Origin of the sequence: Actinomadura sp. 1N219, from assembly GCF_044326405.1 — a bacterium.
Taxonomy (GTDB): Bacteria; Actinomycetota; Actinomycetes; order Streptosporangiales; family Streptosporangiaceae; genus Spirillospora.
Map to the genome: position 1 here is coordinate 59244 of NZ_JBIRAY010000012.1, position 19902 is coordinate 79145.

Consider the following 19902-nt stretch of genomic DNA (forward strand, 5'->3'; position numbering starts at 1 on the left):
CCCGCGGGCCGCCCGCGCCGGGGGTAAGGCAAAGGTGTCGAACCAGTAAGGGTCCCGCTGGAAAATCCCGCCACGGAAGGGGACCGATTGAACCTCCGGCGACCCGGGCCGCGTACTGCCTCCCGACGTGACACCTGGCTCACGGTCACCGCGCCGTCCGCCCCCGCTTCAGCCGGAGACCCCCGATGGCCCACAGATCACCGACCGCCGTGTCGGCCCCGCGAGAACGAACAGCCGCCGGTCCGTGGAGCTGGTTCCGCGGCCCGCAGCCCGCGGGCGCCGTGGACGACCAGGTGATCGTGACCGAGCTGTACCGCGTGTACGGGCGCCCGCTGCTGTCGTTCGTGCTCCGCCTCACCGGCGGCGACCGGCACTGGGCCGAGGACGTCGTGCAGGAGACGATGATCCGCGCCTGGCGCAGCGCGCACCAGCTCGACGAGAACGCGGCCTCGCTGCTGCCGTGGCTGGCGACGGTCGCCCGCCGGATCGTCATCGACGACCAGCGCCGCAAGAACGCCCGGCCGCAGGAGGCGGGCGAGGGCCCGCTGGAGAACATGCGCGTCCCCGACGGGTTGGAGGATCTGCTGCGCTCCGTCGTCGTGTCCGAAGCACTCCTCGCGCTGTCCCCGGCCCACCGCGAGATCCTCAACGAGACCTTCTTCCGGGACCGCTCCGTGAACGAGGCCGCCAAGCAGCTCGGCATCCCCGTGGGCACGGTGAAGTCCCGGGTCTACTACGCGCTCAGGGCGCTGCGCGTCGCCCTGGAGGAAAGGGGCGTGACGCCATGAGCGCGGACATGCTGCACATCGACGTCGGCGCCTACGCCCTCGGCCTCCTGGAGGAACCGGACCGGCGGGCGTTCGAGGCCCACCTGTCGGGGTGCGTCGCCTGCCAGGTGGAGCTGGGCGAGCTGCGCGGCATCGCGGAGACGCTGGACGGCATCGGCCCCATCGCCGAGCCGGCCGACGCGGCGGCCGCCCCGCCGCCGCCCGAGCCAGCGGTGGTGTCCGACCTGCTGCGGCACCGGATCCGCCGGGAGCGGCGGCACCGCTCGACGCGGGCGCTGGCCGCTGCCGCCGCCGGCGTCGTGCTGCTCGGCGGCGCGCTCGGCACCGGGTACACGCTCGGCGCCGACCGCGACGGGACGGCGGCGTCCGAGCCGGACGGCGGGACGGCCGCGCTGATGCGGGACGGGCACCGACTGACGGCCGCCGACGCGGGGTCCGGCGTCACCGGGACGGTCGCGATGCAGGACAAGGCGTGGGGCAGCCGGGTCGGGCTGGAGCTGAGCAAGGTCCGCGGCCCGCTGGAGTGCGAGCTGGTCGCCGTGGACCGCGCTGGCCGCGCGCACACGGTGGCGGGCTGGGCCGTCCCGGCGGCGGGGTACGGGCTGCCGGGGTCCGCGCAGCCGCGGCTCGCGCTGCAGGGCGGGACGGCGCTGCGGCCCGCGGAGATCAGCCGGTTCGAGGTCCGCACGACCGGGCGGGCGGCGGGCGGGGCCCGCACCCTGCTGACCCTGCCCGCGTAGAGCTTGCGGCGCGTCCTCGCGGTCCGGCCGCACCGGCCGCGGGACGTGCCGCTCCCGCATGTCTCATACGCTGGGGCGATGAGTACGATCCGGCCGTCCTCGGGTCCGGAGCTGATGCTGCCGGGCCTGCGCGAGGTGTACGCGGCGTTCGTCCGGGAGGCGGACGCGCTCCCGGCGCTGCCCGGCCCGCTGGAGGCGGAGGCGTGGGCGTCCGCGCGGCTCGGCGCCCTGGAGGCCGCGGCCCCGCACGCGCAGGGCGCGCGCGCCGCGCTCGGCGACCTGATCACCTGCCTGCACGCCGCCGCGACGCCCGGGGCGCGGGCGTTCCTGCGGGCCCTCGCCGCGATCGGTCCCGTGGCGGGACGCAGGGCGGCGGGCCGTGCGGCCGACGGGCTCGGCGACGTCCCGGCGGCGCCGTGGGAGGGGTCGCTCGGACGGGTCGTCCCCGGCCAGGTGTGGCTCATCCAGGAGGGCCCGCTGGACGGCGACCGCCTCGTCTGCGAATTCCGCTACGAGGACGCCGGTACCCGGGGCCTGCACGCGGCGGCCGTGCGGCTCGGGCACGGCGACGCGCCGTCCGAGGTCGTGATCGTGGGGGACGTCCCGGCGCTGATGGCGGCGGCACGGCAGGCGATGCAGGCGGAGCTGTGCGTCGTCCAGCCCCACGATCCGGCGGCCGTGGGGCCGAGGCTCCGCGCGGCGCTCAACAACGCGGAGCCCCTGCCCGAGGCGTGCTATCCGGCGATGGCGCTGGCGCGTCACCGCGTGTCCTTGCTGCCCTAACGGCGCTGCCCTAACGCCCCAGGGCGCGGTAGCGGCGGACCGACAGCGGGGCGAACACCGCGGCGATCACCAGCGGCCACACCACCGCCATCAGGACGCTGTGCTGCGCCGCCCACGACCCGCCGGACACGGGGTCGCCGAACAGCTCCCGGCACGCCGTCACGGTCGCCGACATCGGGTTCCACTCGGCGATCGCGCCGAGCCAGCCCGGCATGGTGCTCGGCGCGACCAGCGCGCTGGACAGGAACCCGATCGGCCACACCAGCACCTGGACGGCCGCGACCGACTCCGGGCCCTTCGCCATCAGGCCCAGGTAGATGCCGAGCCAGATCAGGGAGAACCGCAGGAGCAGCAGGAGCCCGAGCCCGGCGAGGGCCTTGGCCGCGCCGTCGTGGACGCGCCAGCCGATCAGGACGCCGCACACCGCCATCACGGCCAGCGCGACGACCGAGTGCAGCATGTCGGCGGTGGCGCGGCCCACGACGACGGCGGACGAGGACATCGGCATCGCCCGGAACCGATCGGCCACCCCCTTGGCGGCGTCGCTCGCGATGGCGGTGAACGTCGTCTCGACGCCGAACGCCATCGTCAGCGCGAACATGCCGGGGACGATGAACTCCCGGTAGTTCCCGCCGCCGGGCACGTCCATCTGGCCGCCGAACAGGTAGCCCATCATCAGCACGACCATCACGGGGAACAGCAGCGCCATCACGACCTCGCCCGGCCGCCGCGCCCAGTGCGCGAGAGCCCGCCCGGTCAGGACGCGGCCGTCGGCGACGGCCCAGCGCAACGTCTGGACGCTCACGAGCGCACCTCCTCTTTCTCGGTGAGGTGCAGGAACACCTCGTCCAGCGTGGGGCGGCGGAGGCCGATGTCGGCGACGCGCAGGCCCGCGTCGTCCAGGGCTCGGACGGCCTGTGTCAGCACGGCGGCCCGTTCGGTGACGGGGGCGCCGACGCGCAGGGTCTCGGCGTCGACGTCGACCTCGCCGGACGCGACCCTGCCGATGATCTCGGCGGCGGCGGGGAGGGACGCGGGATCGTCCAGGACGACCTCGATGCGGTCGCCGCCGAGCTGCGCCTTGAGGGCGTCCGGGGCGCCCTCGGCGATGACGCGGCCGTGGTCGATCACCGAGACGCCGTCCGCGAGCCGGTCGGCCTCCTCCAGGTACTGGGTGGTGAGCAGGACGGTCGTGCCGCCGCCGACGAGGGTGCGGATCGCGTCCCACACCTCATTCCGGCTGCGCGGGTCCAGGCCGGTGGTGGGCTCGTCCAGGAACAGCACGGGCGGCGCGAGGATCATGGACGCGGCCAGGTCGAGGCGGCGCCGCATGCCGCCGGAGTACTCGCTCGCGGGCCTGGCGTCGGCGTCGGTCAGCCGGAACCGCTCCAGCAGCTCGTCAGCCCGCCGCCGCGCCTCCTTCGCGCCGAGGTGGTAGAGGCGGCCGAACAGGACGAGGTTCTGGCGCCCGCCGAGCACCTCGTCGACCGCCGCGTGCTGCCCGACGAGCCCGATCCTGGTCCGGACCTCGGCGGCCGCGCGGACGACGTCGTGCCCGGCGACGCGGGCCGTGCCGCCGTCCGGCCTGGCCAGCGTGGCCAGCACGCGGACGGCGGTCGTCTTGCCCGCGCCATTGGGGCCGAGCAGGCCGTGCACGGTGCCCGCGGGCACCCGTAGATCGAGCCCGGCCAGGGCCTCAGTGTCGCCGTAGCGTTTGCGCAGCCCGTCTGCGACGACCGCGAACCGTGGTTCCGCCACGCGTCCTCCAAAACTATGTACGCAGTACGGATTTACCTTCGCGGACAATATAACGTACGTCGTACAGAGTTTCATCCCTGAGAGAATCGCCGAGTGACGACCGAGTACAGCGGGGGCGGCGACCCCAGGCGCAGCCTGGAACTCCTGTGGGGCGTGCGGGAGCGGCCGAAGCGCGGCCCGAAGCCGCGGCTGACCGCCGAGCAGATCGTCCGGACCGCGATCGAGGTGGCCGACGCCGCCGGCCTGGACGCCCTGTCCATCCGCCGCATCGCCGACGAGCTGGGCGTCTCCCCCATGTCGATCTACACCTACGTGCCGGGCAAGGCCGAGCTGATCGACGTCATGCTCGACCGCGCGTTCGGCGAGCTGACGCCGCCCGTCCAGGACACCTGGCGGGAGCGGCTGGAGCACATCGCCCGCGAGAACTGGGAGCTGTTCCACCGCCATCCGTGGCTGCTGCAGATCACGATGGTCCGGCCGCCGATGGGGCCCAACACGATCGGCAAGTACGAGCACGAGCTGCGGGCCGTGGACGGCGTCGGCCTCACCGACCTGGAGATGGACTCGGTGGCCGCGCTCATCACCGGCTTCGCCGAGAGCGCCGCCCGCGTGTCGGTCAGCGCCGCCGAGGCCGAGCGCCGCAGCGGCATCAGCGACGCGCAGTGGTGGGAGGCCACCGCCCCCTTCCTCGACACGTACGTGAGCGAGGCCGACTATCCCGTCGGGACCCGCGTCGGCACCGCCGCCGGGCAGGAGTACAACTCGGCCGTCGCCCCGCGCCGCGCCTTCGAGTTCGGGCTGGCCCGCATCCTGGACGGCATCGCCGTCCTCATCGACTCCCGCTAGGCCGCCGCGCGTTGGTGCGCTTCGTCGGCGCGGCCTGCGCCGGGTCTTCGGGCCAGGGATGCTTGGGGTAGCGTCCGCGCAGCTCCGCCCTGACCGCCTTGTAGCCCTCGCGCCAGAAGGACGCGAGGTCGGCCGTGACCGCCGCCGGGCGTCCGGCCGGGGACAGCAGGTGGACGACCAGCGGCACCCGTCCGCCCGCGAGACGCGGCGCCGCGTCCCATCCGAAAAGCTCCTGCAGCTTCACGGCCAGGACGGGCCGCTCCTGCGCGTAGTCGACCCGGATCCGGGACCCGGACGGGACCTCGATCCGCTCGGGCGCGTACTCGTCCAGCCTGCTCGCCTGCTCCCACGGCAGGAGGCCGCGCAGCATGGCGGCGACGTCGATCTTGCTCAGGTCGGCGCGGCGCCGCGCGCCCGCCAGCCATTCCGGGACGCGTTCCAGCAGCGCCCCGTCGTCGACCGCGGGCCACGGGTCGCCGATCGCGGCGTGGAGGAAGGCGAGCCGGTCGCGGAGGGCGCGGGCCGCCGGCGTCCAGGTCAGCAGGCCGAGCCCTTCGGCTCGGACGCCGTCCAGGAGCGCCGCCCGGACCAGGTCGGGGTCGGGGTTCCGCAGGGGGCGCGCGTCCAGTTCGATCGCGCCGAGCCGTTCGACGCGGCGCGCGACGACGTCGCCGTCCCGCCAGGCGACCTCTTCGGCCGTCGCCAGGAGCGGCGCGGCGGCGAACCGCGCGGCGTCCTCGCCGATCACCACGGCCTGCCGGACGCGCGCCGACGCCGCGCCCGCGGGCCGGTCGGCCGCCGCGATCGCCAGCCATTCCGCCCGCGCGCCGGCGAGGGCCGATCCGTCGGCGAGCGCGGCGCCCGTCCCGGACGCCATCAGGTATCCGCTCCCCCGCCGCGCCCGCGCGACCCGCTCCGGGAACGCCAGCGCCACCACGACCCCCGCCGCGTGATCGTCTCCCCGGCCCGCCGGGGACCCGTCCGCGCCGGTGAGGGTCTTGTGCAGGCGGCGGGTCTCGTCGCGCCAGCGGGCGGCGTGGGCGTCGGCCGGGCGGCCGGGGCCGCGGAGGGCGCGCCAGGCGGCGGTGAGGTCGTCGCCGGACGAGCGCGGCGGAGGCTCGGACAGCAGCGCGACGATCTCGGCGGCCCGCCGCGCGCCGACCTCGGGCGCGCCGTCGATCAGCGCGCGGGCCAGGCGCGGGTGGAGGCCGACGCGGGCGAGGCGGCGGCCCCGGTCGGTGACGTGCCCGCCGTGCACGGCGCCCAGGGCGTCCAGGGTGGCGCGGGCGGCGTCGAGCGCGGCGCGCGGCGGCGGGTCGGGCAGCGCGAGTCCGGACGCGCCGGGATCGCCCCAGCAGGCGGCCTGGAGCGCGAAGCCGGTGAGGTCGGCCAGCTCGATCTCGGGACGGGGCCGGGCGGGCAGCCGGTCGTGCTCGGCCTGCGTCCAGCAGCGGTAGACCGCGCCGGGCGCCTCCCGCCCGGCGCGGCCCGCGCGCTGGGCGGCGGTGGCGCGGGACGCCCGGACGGTGGTGAGCGCGCCGAGGCCGCGGGCGTGGTCGGTGCGGGGTTCGCGGGCGAGGCCGGAGTCCACGACCGTCCGGACGCCGGGCACGGTGAGGCTCGACTCGGCGACGGACGTGGCCAGGACGATCCGCCGCCGGGACGCGGGCGCCAGCACGGCGTCCTGCACCGACCGCGGCGCCTGGCCGTGGACCTGGAGGACGTCGGCGCGCACATCGCCGAGCAGCCCGGCCACGCGGGCGATCTCGCCGACGCCGGGCAGGAAGCACAGGACGTCGCCGTCGCGTTCGTCCAGGGCGCGGCGGGCCGTCGCGGCGACGTGCGCGAGGAAGGCCGGGTCGACGCGCATGCCGTGCGGCGGCGGGACGGGACGCGGCGGCGGCGCCCAGACCGTCTCCACGGGATGCAGCGCGGCCTCGGTCTCGACGATCGGTGCGTCGCCCAGGAGGCGCGCCCAGGGGCCGGTGTCGGCGGTCGCGGACGCGGCGACCAGGCGCAGGTCGGGACGGAGCGTCGCGCGGACGTCGAGGAGGAACGCCAGCGCGGTGTCGGCGTCCAGGTGCCGTTCGTGGCATTCGTCCAGGATCACGGTGCCGACGCCGTCGAGGTCGGGGTCTGACTGGAGGCGCTGCAGGACGACCCCGGTGGTGACGAGGTCGACGCGGCTGCCGGGACGCGTCTCGCCGCGGACGGTGACGCCGACCCGCCCGCCGACGCGTTCGCCGAGGAGCCAGGCCATGCGCCGGGCGGCGGCGCGGGCGGCGAGCCGGCGCGGCTCCAGGACCAGCACCTTCCCGGCCGGTGCGGGGCCGCCGAGCGCGAGCCCGGCGAGGGCCAGCGGGACGAGGGTGGTCTTCCCGGTGCCGGGCGGCGCGGCCAGCACCGCCGCGCCGTGGCCGTCCAGGGCCGCGCGGAGGCCGGGGACGGCGCGGCTGACCGGAAGGCTCTCGGCGGCGTCGATGTGCACCGCCCCAGTGTGCCCTCCCGGGCGCCCTCTCCGGAGCCGGGAGGTGCCGTTGCGTAATCGCCCATGCGGGGAATGCCACGCAAATGAAAAGGGCTCTGCGCGTTGCGGTGATAGTTGCACCGAGCCTTTCAGCAATTACCTTGCCGCCATCTGAAGTTTTCCCCGGATTCGACTGCCCAACCCCGCTGAAAGGCCAGGTAGACAATGCTTTCAAGGGCTAGAAGTTGCTTCCACGTTTGATTTACGTCACCGTGTGAACTGTAGCGGCAATACCGTGGGTATCCCCATAATGAGGACGTCATTGCAGGGTGCTGGGAGGATTCGTCATGATCGGCAGCTCCATCTATCTGCGGGACAGGGCGGCGTTCACCGGCGGTTCACCCCAGGCGGTATACGAAGAGCTGTGGCAGCGCGGCCGAAAGGGTAGATTGCGGACCCGCGCAATTCTGGCCGTCGCGGCGCTGATCCTGTGCGGGCTGCTGGTCAACGCCGTATTCGGAATCGTGATGGCGCTGCTGATCGCGTCCGCGGACACGTTCGTGCATTGGCGCGTGCACCACGCGTCCAGTGTGTGGCGGCGCGGGCTGCGCGGCGAGGCGCGGATGAACCGGTGGCTGCGCCACACGCTGGAGCGGCGCGGGCACCGGGTGCTGTACGAGCGGGTCGTCCCCGGGCACGGGCCGGCCGACGAGCTCGTGGTCGGGCCGGGCGGCGTGTGGCTGGTGCACAACGAGGCCTGGCACCCCGACGCGGAGATCTCCCACCACGGCGGCCGGCTGTTCATCGACGGCCGGACCCAGTCGAAGCTGGTGGCCGGGCTGACCGCGCGGGCCGACGCCGCCGCCGAGGTGATCTCGCGGGTCGCGGAGGTGCCCGTGAAGGTGACGCCGGTGCTGGCCGTGCACGGCGGCCACCTCGTCCGGACGCCGTTCACCGCGGACCGCATCGTGTTCGCGCCGCCGCTGCGCCTGATCCGCTGGATGAGCCGCAACCCGTCCGCCGACTACTCCCCCGACGAGGTGGAGGCGATCGCCAGGGCCGCCGTCCGCGCGCTCCCGATCGGCGGCCGGCTCACCCCGCCCGCGGCCGGCATCACGGCCGCCTGACCGTGCCGACGGTCATCCGACACCTGTGGCCGGAGGGCTCACTCGCCGCCGCCCACAGGGCGCCCACCGCCCGCTACGGGCCCGCCACCCTGGCGGGCGGTGCGGCGCAACCACAGCAGGCCCGCGACCGGCAGCACCAGCGGCACGAACCCGTAGCCGCGGCCGAACCCGGACCAGACGGTCTCGTCGGGGAACGCCGCGGAGTCGGCGACGCCGAGCGTGCCCACCACCAGCACCCCGGCCAGCTCGATCGAGCACGCGGCGACGGCGACCCGGAACGACGTCCGCCCGCCGCGCGCGAGCGCGACCGTCGCCAGGACGTAGACGGCGGCGGCGAACGCCGACAGCGCGTAGGCGACCGGCGCGTCGGAGAACCGGGTGGCGATCTGGACGCCCGCCCGCGCGCCGGCCGCGAGCGCGAAGACCGCGTAGACGGCGACCAGGAGCCGTCCCGGCCCGCCGCCGGTGCCGGGGCGCGCCGTGCCGCCCGTGCGGATCTCGGCGCCGGCGCGGGCGCCGTCGTCCGCACGGGCCCGGCCGTCGTCCGCACGGGCCCGGCCGTCGTCCGGACGGGCCGCGCCGTCCGCGCGGCCGTCAGCCACCGCCGCTCCACAGCTGGTCCAGCCGGACGACCATGACCGCGACGGCGACCCCGGCGACCACGATCACGGCGGACCCCCACCGGGTGCGCTCCAGCAGTCCCCATCCGGCGCCCGCGGCGGGGATCAGCAGGATGCCGAGCAGGTAGCCGACGAACGTGGCGGACCCGTCCGGGCCCTCGTCGCCGGAGAGCTTCACGAACCCGACGACGGCCTGCGCGGCCAGCAGGACCTCCAGGACGCCGAGCGCGATGAGATGGGCGGCGTCCATCGCCCGGTTGCGCAGCGCCGTCACCACCGAGTACGCGGCGATCAGCAGCGCCACCGCGATGATCGCGGTGGTCAGGACGTCCGTCACGGACAAAAGAGTACTACCGGCTGTAGAGGACGGCGCACGGCGGTGCGGCATGGCAGCATGGCGGGCGTGAACGCGCTGCAGTGGCTGACCCTGACCCGGCACGGCGAGAGCACCGGCAACGTCGCGTACCAGGCGGTGCTCGGCACCGACGCCGAGGAGGCCGGCATCCCGGAACGGGACGCGGACGTGCCGCTGTCGGACACCGGCCGCGCGCAGGCGGCGAGCCTCGGCCGCTGGCTCGCCGCGCTGCCGCCCGACGAGCGCCCGACGGCGGTCGTGGTGTCCCCCTACCTGCGCACCCTCGACACGGCGAACATCGCGCTCGCGCAGACGTCCTACGCGGCGCCGCAGGACCCGGACGGCCTGCGCCCGCGGGTGGACGAGCGGATCCGCGACCGCGAGCAGGGCGCGCTGCAGGGCCTCACCGAGCTCGGCGTCCGCCGCCGCTTCCCCGCCGAGGCGGAGCGGCTGCGGCGCCTCGGCAAGTTCTACTACCGGCCGCCGGGCGGCGAGTCGTGGGCCGACCTCGCGCTGCGGCTGCGCAGCTTCTACCGCGACCTGGAGGCCGACGCGCCCGGCGGGCGCGTGCTGGTCGTCACCCACGACGCGATCGTGGTGATGACCCGCTACCTGGTGGAGGGCCTGTCGGAGCGGGAGATCCTGGAGATCGAGAAGACGCCGATCGCGAACGCGTCGGTGACCAGGTGGCTGCAGGACGGCGCCGCCCTGCGGGCCGTCACCTACAACGACCGCGAACACCTCGTCGACGCGGGCGTCGTCTCCCCCTGAGCCCCCGGGCCCGGCCGCTAGTCGTCGTCGTTGAGGAGGCGGTCGCTGCGGGACGCGACGGCCGCGAGCCGCGAGTCCCCCGGCGGCAGGACGGCGCTGAGCCGCTCCAGGGCCTCCAGGTCGAAGCGTCCGGGCTCGGTCTGCGCGTAGGTCCACAGCGCGTCGGCGCCGCCCCGGTCGAGCGCCTGCCGCCGGACCCGCACGGCCAGCTCGTCGCGCTCCTCGCAGAGGGCGGGCGCGTCCGAGCCGGGCAGCAGCTCCCCGGTGTAGAGCCGCACGGCCCCGGCGACGTCGCCGTCGTCCAGCAGCCGCCGGACGGTGAGGAAGTCGGCCTCGACCGCGCATTCGAGCCGGTAGGGACGCGCGCGGACGATGTCGCCGAACTGCTGGCGGAGCCGGTGGATCTCGGGCCGGACTGTCGCGGGGCTGCCGTCGTCGCCGTACAGGTACAGCGCCAGCCGGTCGCCGGTCAGGCCGCGCGGGTGCAGCGCGAGCAGGGCGAGGATCTCGGCGTGCCGCAGCGACAGCGTCAGCGGCCCGCCGTCGAGGCGGGCGTGCGGGCGGCCGTCGCCGAGGAACGACAGCGTCAGCAGCGGCCCCTCCCCGGCGGCGGACGGGGCGGAGCGGCATCCCGGCGACCGGGCTCCCGGAGCGCCCCGGCCGCGCCGCGGGCGGACGGCGGGCGGGCGCAGCAGGAACGCCTCGCCGAGCGGCTCGGCGACGGCGGCGCGGCCGTCCGGCAGCGTGACCGTCCCGCCGCCCTCGGGGGCGAGCACGCGCCGCCCGCGCCACCCGGCCAGGGCCGGCTCGCCGGGCCCGGCGCCGATGATCCGGCCGGTCGCGGTGACCAGGACGCCGGGCTCGCGCAGGCCCCGCAGATGCGGCAGGAGCCGTTCGCGCAGCAGCTCGTCCCGCTGCTGCATCTCGTTCTCCAGCCGCGACTCCGCCAGCCGGGCCGCCGCGCTGACGAGCGCGACGGTCGCCGGATGCAGCGCCTCCACGGTCGCGCTCACGTCGATGCAGCCGATCACCGCCGCCGAGTCGGGGTCGGTGATCGGCGCGGCGGCGCACGACCAGCGGTGCAGGACGTGCGCGACGTGCTCGGCGGCGTACACGAACTCGGGACGCCCGGTGGCGAGGGCCAGGCCGATCCCGTTGGTGCCGACGACGTCCTCCGACCAGCGGAACCCCTCCCCCAGCCCGATCCGGTCCGCGGCGCGGCGCGCGCCTGGCGGGCCCTGCGTCCACAGCACGTGCCCGCCGTCGTCGGTGATCACCATCAGGTGCTCGGTCTCGTCGGCGACGTGCCGCAGCAGGCCCTCCAGCAGCGGCAGGTGCGGGTCGAGCGGATGGGCGACGCGGGCGTCGGCGATGACGTCGCGGTCGAACACCAGCGGCGCGGCCCGCACGTCCGCGTCGACGCCGGCGTTCTCGGAACGGCGCCATGAGTCGGAGATGGCTCGTCGGACGGCCAACAGGTTCTGCGTCACCAGTAGTCCTTTCCCCCGGAGAGAACCTGGCGTGTCTGAGGATCGGCCCATCCGCGGGGCGGCGCAACCGTTTTCCTGAGATTCTCTCGCAATCGATCCCGGCACGGTGAGTGACAGAGTGATCGCAACGTGCATGCAACGTGGGAGCGCTTACTGTAATCGGCACTGGAAGCCGAAGGGGCTGTTCCAGGTGGTTCGGTCGTCCGGCGCGCGTGTCGGGGGGGAGCGCGCGCCGGACGCCGGAGCCGGGGCCGCACGACGGAGCGGCCCGCGTGCGGCCGCCATGGTCCGGGGGACGCGGGGGGGCGTCTCCCGGACGGGCCGCACGAACCCAGAGCGCCCCCCGGGCTTCACGGGGAGGACGAAGAACGCATGCTCTGCCTGACCTGTCACCGTGTCCGGCCGGCCCTCGACCGGGCGGACTACACCGCCGAACGCGCACTGCTCATCGTCAGCCGGGGGCTGTGCGCATGCAGCACGCCGGCACCGGCCGAACGGGCCCGGCCCGCGGAAGATCGAAAACCGGCCGGCGCGCCGAAATAATCCCCGGAGTCCACAAACCGTTCATGGGCGGTTCGCCTAGAGTTTAAGGAGTTTCCATCCGCACGGCCCCCTGGAGGGAGCGCCATGACCGTGATCCCCGGTCTCGTCCGCCGCGCCGCCGCCGAGGCGGAGCGCCAGCTGCGCGAGGGCATGGGCCTTCTCGTCAGACTCGGGCGGGATCTGGAACGGTCGGCGGAACTCGGGCGGCTCCTTCCCGCCCTCACCGAACGCCTCAAGATACTCGAGGACGCCGTCCGCGACCAGGACGCCGAGCTGCGCAGGGTCCGCGCCGAGCTCGACTCGCTGGTCGGCCAGCTCAACGACCGGCTGCTGCCGCGCATCGACGAGCGGATGGACGACGCCGAACGCGACCTGGCCGCCGTCGCCACCAGCCTGATCCGCACCGGCCGCGACACCGCCGGCAACGGCGCCCGGCTGGAGGCCGCCGAACGCCGCATCGGCGACCTGCGCACCAAGATCGCGCAGCTGGAGCAGCGGTCCGGGCTGTGGCGCGACCTGCAGTCCAACATGGCCCGCCTCGGCGACGACCTGGACGCCATGCGCGCCCGCATGCCCCTCCGCGCCGCCGACCCGCCAACCGTCCTCCAGCCCCCACCCACCGCCAATCAATCGACGAGCTCCGCTCGGCCGTCTGAGGCCCCCGCGCCGGTCCAGAACATCACCGACCGCCCCGCCTGACCCGGCACGGGAAGACCGTCCGCGCGTCCTGAACAATGGGCGCATGACGCAGCCGCCGAACGACCGCACCACCGACACGACCCGTCCCGCCGCCGCGCGGGCGTTCGCGAGCGACAACCAGGCGAGCGTCCACCCGGACGTCCTCGCCGCGCTGGCCGCCGTCAACGAAGGGCACCAGCCCGCCTATGGCGCCGACGCCGTCACCGCCCGGCTCCGCGACGTCGTCCGCCGCCACTTCGGCGAGCGGGCCGAGGTGTTCCCGGTGTTCAACGGGACGGGCGCGAACGTCGTGTCGCTCCAGGCCATGTCGGAGCGGTGGAGCTCGGTCGTGTGCCCGGAGTCCGCGCACATCAACACCGACGAGTGCGGCGCGCCCGAGAAGATCGCGGGCCTGAAGCTGGTCACGGTGCCGGCGCCGGACGGCAAGCTGACACCCGGCCTGGTCGAGGCGCACGCCACCGGGTTCGGCAACGTCCAGCGGCGGCAGCCCGCCGTCGTCTCGATGACCCAGAGCACCGAGCTGGGGACCGTCTACACGCCGGAGGAGACCGCGGCGGTGGCCGCCGCGGCGCACGAGCGCGGCATGTCCGTGCACATGGACGGCGCGCGCATCGCCAACGCCGCCGCCTCGCTCGGCGTCCCGATGCGCGCCCTCACCACCGACGCGGGCGTGGACGTGCTGTCGTTCGGCGGCACCAAGAACGGGCTGCTGCTCGGCGAGGCGATCGTCGTCCTGAACCCGGACGCGGTCCGCGGCGTGACCTACCTGCGCAAGTCGAGCATGCAGCTCGCGTCGAAGATGCGGTACGTGTCCGCGCAGCTCGTCGCGCTGCTGGACGGCGACCTGTGGCTCCGCAACGCCGCCCACGCCAACGCCATGGCCCGCCGCCTGGAGTCCGCCGCCCGCGCCGTCCCCGGCGTCGAGATCACGCAGGCCGTGGAGGCGAACGCGGTGTTCGCGATCGTCCCGAAGGGCGCGGCGGACCGGCTGCGCAAGCGCTTCCCGTTCTACACCTGGGACGAGCGGACCGGCGAGGTCCGCTGGGTCTGCTCCTTCGACACCACCGAGGACGACGTCGACGCGTTCGCCGCCGCCCTGGCCGAGGAAATGACCGCCTGACGCCGGCGCCGCCCACCCGTCCCGGCCATCGGGAACGCGACGGCCGCGCCGCCGCCCCCGGGGCTATCGTTCATCCGAACAGGATTCGGTACAGGAGGCGACCCCGATGGCCAACCGCACCTTCGTCGTCGGCGTGGGCATGACCAAGTTCGAGAAGCCCGGCTCCCGCGACTGGGAGTACCCCGACATGGCCAGGGAGGCCGTCGGCAACGCACTCGCCGACGCAGGCGTCGGCTACGACGCGGTCCAAATGGCCTACGCGGGCTCGATGTACGGGTCGATGGGCCAGCGCGCCCTCTACGAGACCGGCATGACCGGCATCCCGGTGATGACCGTCATGAACGCCTGCGCGACCGGGTCCAGCGCCCTGTTCCTCGCCCGCCAGGCCGTCCGCGGCGGCCTCGCCGACTGCGCGCTCGCGCTCGGCATGGAGAAGATGAAGAAGGGGTCGCTCGGCGCGGGCGTCGGCGAGTCCAAGGTCACCATCATCGACCACCACCTCACGTCCATGGCCGCGGGCCGCGACTGGGAGATGGACAAGGCGCCCATGCCGCAGATGTTCGGCAACGCCGGCCGCGAGCACATGGAGAGGTACGGCTCCACCCCCGACCACTACGCCTGGATCGGCTGGAAGAACCACAAGCACTCCGTCAACAACCCCTACGCGCAGTTCCAGACCGAGTACTCGCTGGACGACGTCAAGAACGCCACGATGATCTTCGACCCGCTGACCAAGCTGCAGTGCTCCCCCACCTCAGACGGCGCCGCCGCCGCGATCGTGGTCAGCGAGCGGTTCCTGGACGAGCACGGCCTCTGGGATCAGGCCGTCGAGATCGCCGGACACCACATCGCCACCGACACCCCCGACAGCTTCGCCGACCACTCGTCCATCCAGGTCGTCGGGTTCGGCTGCTCCCAGCGCGCCGCCCGCGCCGCCCTGGACGAGGCGCAGGCGTCCATCGAGGACGTCGACGTCGTCGAACTGCACGACTGCTTCAGCGCCAACGAGCTCATCACCTACGAGGCGCTCGGCATGGCGGAGGTCGGCGAGGGCCACAAGCTCGTCGACGACGCGGCCACCACCTACGGCGGGACGTGGGTCGTCAACCCGTCCGGCGGCCTCATCTCCAAGGGCCACCCGCTGGGCGCCACCGGCCTCGCCCAGTGCGCCGAGCTCACCTGGCAGCTCCGCGGCAAGGCCGGCGCCCGCCAGGTCGACGGCGCCCGCGTCGCCCTCCAGCACAACATCGGCCTGGGCAGCGCCTGCGCCGTCGCCGTCTACAAGAGCTGCTAGCCCAGGGGGCGCGTCCTCGATTCAGGACGTGCGACAAAAGTTGACTCTTGTCTCATGGGCGCTAGGCTGGCATAAGTGGTCACTTCCCCCCAGGAGGTGCGATGCCCGCCCCGTCCTCGTGTGCCCGCGCTCCGCTCGGGCCCGGCACGCTCCTCTGGCGGCACGCCGCCGACCTGCGCTCGCTGCTGCCCGGCGCCGCCGCCGGGCTCATGCAGCTCATGCACCCCGCCATCGGCGCCGGCGTCAGCGAGCACTCCGCGTTCTTCGACGCGCCGTTCGACCGGATCCACCGGTCCGTCCCGCAGATCTGGGCGACGATCCTCGCCCCGGACGGCGAGCCCCGCGCCCGCGCCATCCGCGACCTGCACCGCGCCATCGGCGGCGTGGACGAGCGCGCCCGCCGCTACCACGCCCTCGAACCCGAGACGTTCTGGTGGGCGCACGCCACCTTCACCTGGGAGATCTTCAAGGCCGCGGAGACGTTCCACCCCGGCGCCCTCACCGCCGAGGACCACGAGCGGATGTACGCCGAGACCGTCACCTGGTACTCCCGGTACGGCGTCAGCATGCGTCCCGTCCCCGCCGACTACGCCGCGTTCCAGTCCAGGTTCTGGCACATCTGCGCCGAACGACTCGAACTCACCCCGGCCGCCGCCCGCGCCCTGGAGATCGCCAAGCACGGGTCGGACACGGTCACGCTCCTGCCCGTCGGCGGCCACCGCCTCGACCGCGCGGGACGCCTCGTCATCGAACGCCCGCTGCGGCTCATCACCTTCGGCTGCCTGCCCGCGATCGTCCGGGAGCGCTTCGACATCCCCTGGACCGTCCTCGACCAGGCCCGGTTCGGCGCGCTCGCGATGGCGCACCGGCACGGCTACCGCATGATGCCGACCGGCATCAACCGCTGGGCGCTGCGCAGCATGCTCCGCTACATCGGCGCCCAGACCCGCCAGGACCGCTACCAGCCCGCCGCCTGACCCGCCCCGATCACGAGCGGCCCGCGTTGTGGCGGGTGGAGCGGCCGGGGCGGCCCGCGCGGGCCGGGGCCTCCGCCGGTTCGCGCAGCTGCGCGAAGACCGACAGGACCCGGCGGACGTCGCCGTCGCTGAGACCCGCGTGCGCGGACAGGCGCACCAGCGTCCGCCCCACCGACGCCGTCGGCGGGAACAGCGCCGCGGTGTAGATCCCGCGGGTGACGAGCGCGTCCCGGAGGAGCGTCGCGTCGGCCTCCGAGCCCTTCTCCAACGCGATGATCGGCGTGTCCGACTCGACGAGCCGGTAGCCGAGGTCGGTCAGGCCGTCGCGCAGGCGGCGGGTGACGGAGTGCAGCCGGTCCCGGCGGCGGTTCTCGTCCCGGACGACCTTCAGCGCCGCCGCGAGCCCCGCGATGTCGTGCGGCAGCAGCGTCGAGCTGAACACGGCCGGAAGCGCGGTGTGGGTGAAGTAGTCGGCGAAGCCGGGACGGTCGCAGGCGATCAGCCCGGCGCGTCCGGGCACCGCCTTCGCCAGGCTCGCGGTGCGGAAGTCGACGCGGCCGGTCAGCCCGAGCGCCGCGACGAGGCCCTCGCCGCGCTTGCCGTGCGTGCCGAGCGAGTGCGACTCGTCCACGACGAGGAGGCAGCCGTGCTCCTCGGCGATCTCCACCAGGCCGGGCAGCGGGGCCACCGACCCGTCGGTGCTGTAGACGGCGTCGGCGACGATCACCCCGGAGCCGCCCACCTCGATCCGGCGGCGCAGGTGGGCGAGGTCGTTGTGGCGGAAGTAGGCCAGCTCGGCGCCCGCGGCGCGCGCGCCCTCCCACAGCGACATGTGCGCGAGGACGTCCAGGTAGACGGGGACGTCCGGACCGGCGACCACCTGCAGCAGCCCGGTGTTGGCCGCCCAGCCCGACGGGCACAGCACCCCGGCGCGGGCGCCCATGTGCCGGGCGAACTCCGCGCCGAGGAGGAGCTGCGGGTGGTCGTCGGGCAGGCACGGACCCGGCATCGGCGCCGCGCCCTCCGCCGACCTGAGGCTGGCGATCATGGCGTCGGCGATCGCCGGATGCTCGGCGATCGCGAGGTAGTCGCTACAGGTCAGCACGATCGCGCGGCCGCCGGGCGCCTTGGCCGGCCACGGCCGGCGTCCGCCCCTGCTGACCCGGAAGTCCCTGATGCGTTCGCCCAGCCGCTGGTGAGCGCTGGTCATGGTCGTCACTCTCCCCCGGTCATGCCATCTCCGGCCCTCAAGACCGTCACTTCCTGTAGCGAAGCCTAATCATAGTGTGAAAAGAATCTATTGCGTGGACCAAAGAGGCGTGCCCGACAAGAAAACTTCCGCCTGGATGTCGGGCCGGGGCGCGGCGGTCGTGAACGTCCCCCAGCGTTCGCGTCGCGCAGGCCTGGCGGTCGCGTACTCTTCAATCAAGTAGCCGATCACTGAGGTGTGGAGACGATCGCCGCCGGCGCTGAACGCGCGGCGCCCGCCGAACTCCCCGGCCCCGGCGGCGCCGCCGCGACGCTTTCCCCCGTCCAGCGGGTCCGCAAGTCCCGCTGGACCGCCCTCGGGGTCCTGCTCGTCGCCGCCGCCGCGACGGCGCTGCTGATCACCGCCCCGCCGCGCCCGCCGGCCCTCGACGGCGCCGTCTCGGCGCTGACGCACATGCGGTGGGAGTTCCTGCCCGCGCTCGTCGCGCTGTCCGTGCTGCACTACGTCTGCTCGGCGATCGCGCTGCGCGGCGCGTCCGGACGGCCCATCCCGCTCTACGAGACGACGCTGACGCAGTTCACCGCCGCGGCCGCCAACCGCGTCACGCCGGGCGGGCTCGGCGCCGTGGCCGTCAATACCCGCTACCTCGTGTGCCGCGGGCTGCCGCTGTCCCGGGCGGTGATCGCCGTCGCCGTGCTGCAGGTGGCGGGCGTCCCCGCGGACCTGCTGCTGCTCGGCGCCGTCCTCGGCCTCGGCGGCGGAAACGGCCGGGTGCTGGACGCGCTGGGCCACCACGCCGCCCAGGCCGCCGGGCTCGTCTCGCCCGTCCCGCTGCTCATCGCCTGCGGCGTCCTCCTGCCGGCCGCGGCGCTGTGGGGTCGCCGCGCCGCCCGCTCCGCCGTGGTCGGACGGGCCGTCGCCGGGTTCGCCGACCTGTGCCGCCGTCCCCGCGACCTGGCGGTCACGCTCGCCGCGTCCGCCGCGACCACGCTCGTGCTCGGGGTGGCGTTCGCGCTGAGCGTCTTCGCCGTGCCGGGGACGGGCGCGGGCCCGGCCGACGCCCTCGCGCTCGTGGCCGCCTACCTGGTGGGCGCCGCGGCGGGCGCGGCGATCCCCGCGCCCGGCGGTGTCGGCTCCACCGAGGCCGCCCTGGTGGCCGCGCTCGCCTCCCTCGGCATCGCCGCCGGCCCGGCCCTGCACGCCGTGCTGCTGTTCCGCGCCGTCACCTTCTGGGCGCCCGTCCCCATCGGCCTGCTCACCTGCCGCACGCTCCGCAGGTGAGCACCTTTACGTTGTAGATCACTAACGGGCGGGGTCAGGCGTCCTGCTTGACGGCGGCGCGGGCGGAGCCGGTCATCGCGGGCAGGTAGCCGAGGCGGTGGCCGCGCGCGGTCGGGTGGTAGGACGACTCGATCGGGATCGTCACCGCGTTGAGCCAGTCGTCGCCGGAGCACAGCTCGTGGCCGGCGAACTCGTCCCGGACGTCCGACCAGGTGAAGCCGGCCCGGCCGGCGGCCTTGGCGACCACGCCGTCGAGGGTGTCGGCGGCGCGGTTGAGCGCGGTGCGCTTGCCGTTGCTCAGCCCCACGCACACATTGACGATCTTGTAGAGGCGGGGGTAGCCGAGCACCACGACGCGGGCGGACGGCGACTTGGCGCGGATCTTCGAGTACAGCGAGTCGAGGCGTCCGGGCAGGGTGTTCGTCATGTAGGTCTCGGCCTGCGTGACCCTGGTCTTGCAGTTCGACTCCGACTGCAGCACGCAGACCTGCATGACGTCGGAGAACCCGGCGTCGTTGCCGCCGACCGTGATGCTGACGAGCGTCGTCGACGAGCTGAGCGAGCCGAGCTGGCCGCTGGTGACGGTCGCGGTCGTCGCGCCGGAGCAGGCGGCGAACTTGAACGACGACGCGCCGTTCGCCGCCGCCCACAGCTTCGCGTAGGAGTTGGCGCTGCGTTTGCACGCTCCACTGTCAGGGTCGTAGCTCCCGGCGCCGGTGCCGGACGAGTAGGAATCACCGAGCGCGACATAGTTCGTCGCGGCCGCCGAGGCGGTCGCGGGCCAGACCATTGAACCGGCGGCGAAGGTCACCGCACCGAAAGCGACGAGAGAAGGGCGGGAGAGGCGCATCTGCACTCCGGAGCGAGTTATCGAATTGTGTCGCCCGCATAATACCCAGACGGCCATTCTCCCAAGCCGACGATCTGATCAACAGGATTTGGGCATAATTCGCCGTTGAAACCGTGTTTAGCGCGATCCGTCCGCGCCCCTCCACCGCCAGGCGCACCAGTGGCCACCTGCCGCTCACCTGCC

At 74.4% G+C, this 19902-nt stretch carries 19 protein-coding genes; 11 read left to right on the forward strand and 8 right to left on the reverse strand.

Annotation, left to right across the window (positions count from 1 at the left end; all coding sequences use genetic code 11):
• Positions 1-185: 185 nt before the first annotated feature.
• From ACH35V_RS31115 to ACH35V_RS31125, 3 genes are all read left to right on the forward strand, one after another.
• Complete coding sequence (locus ACH35V_RS31115) at positions 186-788, forward strand: sigma-70 family RNA polymerase sigma factor (protein WP_395977804.1); 603 nt, start codon at positions 186-188, stop codon at positions 786-788.
• Complete coding sequence (locus ACH35V_RS31120; RefSeq protein WP_395977806.1) at positions 785-1528, forward strand: anti-sigma factor family protein; 744 nt, start codon at positions 785-787, stop codon at positions 1526-1528. The genes ACH35V_RS31115 and ACH35V_RS31120 overlap by 4 nt, the downstream gene beginning before the upstream one ends.
• A gap of 78 nt (positions 1529-1606) precedes the next feature.
• Complete coding sequence (locus ACH35V_RS31125) at positions 1607-2311, forward strand: hypothetical protein (RefSeq protein WP_395977808.1); 705 nt, start codon at positions 1607-1609, stop codon at positions 2309-2311.
• A 10-nt stretch (positions 2312-2321) separates the two neighbouring features.
• Here ACH35V_RS31125 and ACH35V_RS31130 read toward each other — a convergent pair whose 3' ends face one another.
• Together ACH35V_RS31130 and ACH35V_RS31135 are read right to left on the reverse strand one after the other, a co-directional pair.
• Complete coding sequence (locus ACH35V_RS31130) at positions 2322-3116, reverse strand: ABC transporter permease (RefSeq protein ID WP_395977810.1); 795 nt, start codon at positions 3114-3116, stop codon at positions 2322-2324.
• Positions 3113-4069, reverse strand: coding sequence for an ATP-binding cassette domain-containing protein (locus ACH35V_RS31135; RefSeq protein ID WP_395977812.1), 957 nt, complete (start codon positions 4067-4069; stop codon positions 3113-3115). The genes ACH35V_RS31130 and ACH35V_RS31135 overlap by 4 nt, the downstream gene beginning before the upstream one ends.
• A gap of 93 nt (positions 4070-4162) precedes the next feature.
• Between ACH35V_RS31135 and ACH35V_RS31140 the strand changes: the two genes are divergently transcribed.
• On the forward strand, positions 4163-4915 hold the full coding sequence (locus ACH35V_RS31140) for a TetR/AcrR family transcriptional regulator (RefSeq protein WP_395977814.1): 753 nt from the start codon (positions 4163-4165) through the stop codon (positions 4913-4915).
• Here the strand turns inward: ACH35V_RS31140 and hrpB are convergent.
• Complete coding sequence (gene hrpB, locus ACH35V_RS31145) at positions 4899-7403, reverse strand: ATP-dependent helicase HrpB (protein ID WP_395977816.1); 2505 nt, start codon at positions 7401-7403, stop codon at positions 4899-4901. The genes ACH35V_RS31140 and hrpB overlap by 17 nt on opposite strands.
• A 326-nt stretch (positions 7404-7729) precedes the next feature.
• Between hrpB and ACH35V_RS31150 the strand changes: the two genes are divergently transcribed.
• Positions 7730-8509 (forward strand): NERD domain-containing protein, encoded by a 780-nt coding sequence (locus ACH35V_RS31150; protein WP_395977818.1) that lies wholly within the window; start codon positions 7730-7732, stop codon positions 8507-8509.
• A gap of 38 nt (positions 8510-8547) precedes the next feature.
• Here the strand turns inward: ACH35V_RS31150 and ACH35V_RS31155 are convergent, their stop codons facing one another.
• The gene (locus tag ACH35V_RS31155) at positions 8548-9006 is read right to left on the reverse strand and encodes a hypothetical protein (RefSeq protein WP_395978274.1); all 459 of its coding nucleotides are present in this window, start codon (positions 9004-9006) and stop codon (positions 8548-8550) included.
• 97 nt (positions 9007-9103) lie between these two features.
• Entirely contained in the window at positions 9104-9466 is a 363-nt protein-coding gene (locus tag ACH35V_RS31160; RefSeq protein WP_395977820.1) for a hypothetical protein, read from the reverse strand.
• Between the two features lie 57 nt (positions 9467-9523).
• Here ACH35V_RS31160 and ACH35V_RS31165 point away from each other — a divergent pair, with 57 nt between their 5' ends.
• On the forward strand, positions 9524-10255 hold the full coding sequence (locus ACH35V_RS31165) for a histidine phosphatase family protein (protein ID WP_395978276.1): 732 nt from the start codon (positions 9524-9526) through the stop codon (positions 10253-10255).
• A 17-nt stretch (positions 10256-10272) separates the two neighbouring features.
• Here ACH35V_RS31165 and ACH35V_RS31170 read toward each other — a convergent pair whose 3' ends face one another.
• A complete protein-coding gene (locus ACH35V_RS31170) occupies positions 10273-11745 on the reverse strand; it encodes a GAF domain-containing protein (protein ID WP_395977822.1) in 1473 nt (490 codons plus the stop codon).
• A 627-nt stretch (positions 11746-12372) separates the two neighbouring features.
• Between ACH35V_RS31170 and ACH35V_RS31175 the strand changes: the two genes are divergently transcribed.
• The 4 genes from ACH35V_RS31175 (at position 12373) to ACH35V_RS31190 (ending at position 16378) form a co-directional block, all read left to right on the forward strand.
• Positions 12373-12987 (forward strand): hypothetical protein, encoded by a 615-nt coding sequence (locus tag ACH35V_RS31175; protein WP_395977824.1) that lies wholly within the window; start codon positions 12373-12375, stop codon positions 12985-12987.
• Between the two features lie 43 nt (positions 12988-13030).
• A complete protein-coding gene (locus tag ACH35V_RS31180; protein WP_395977826.1) occupies positions 13031-14107 on the forward strand; it encodes a threonine aldolase family protein in 1077 nt (358 codons plus the stop codon).
• Positions 14108-14213: 106 nt separating this feature from the next.
• Positions 14214-15401 carry a thiolase C-terminal domain-containing protein gene (locus ACH35V_RS31185; protein ID WP_395977828.1) on the forward strand — a complete coding sequence of 396 codons (1188 nt, stop codon included), beginning with the start codon at positions 14214-14216 and terminating at the stop codon, positions 15399-15401.
• A gap of 101 nt (positions 15402-15502) precedes the next feature.
• On the forward strand, positions 15503-16378 hold the full coding sequence (locus ACH35V_RS31190) for an oxygenase MpaB family protein (protein WP_395977830.1): 876 nt from the start codon (positions 15503-15505) through the stop codon (positions 16376-16378).
• Positions 16379-16388: 10 nt separating this feature from the next.
• Here the strand turns inward: ACH35V_RS31190 and ACH35V_RS31195 are convergent, their stop codons facing one another.
• A complete protein-coding gene (locus ACH35V_RS31195; RefSeq protein WP_395977832.1) occupies positions 16389-17588 on the reverse strand; it encodes an aminotransferase class I/II-fold pyridoxal phosphate-dependent enzyme in 1200 nt (399 codons plus the stop codon).
• A 237-nt stretch (positions 17589-17825) separates the two neighbouring features.
• Here ACH35V_RS31195 and ACH35V_RS31200 point away from each other — a divergent pair, with 237 nt between their 5' ends.
• A complete protein-coding gene (locus tag ACH35V_RS31200) occupies positions 17826-18869 on the forward strand; it encodes a lysylphosphatidylglycerol synthase domain-containing protein (protein WP_395977834.1) in 1044 nt (347 codons plus the stop codon).
• A gap of 34 nt (positions 18870-18903) precedes the next feature.
• On the opposite strand, the gene ACH35V_RS31205 is transcribed toward ACH35V_RS31200, so the two are convergent.
• A complete protein-coding gene (locus ACH35V_RS31205; RefSeq protein WP_395977836.1) occupies positions 18904-19680 on the reverse strand; it encodes an SGNH/GDSL hydrolase family protein in 777 nt (258 codons plus the stop codon).
• Between the last annotated feature and the right edge of the window lie 222 nt (positions 19681-19902).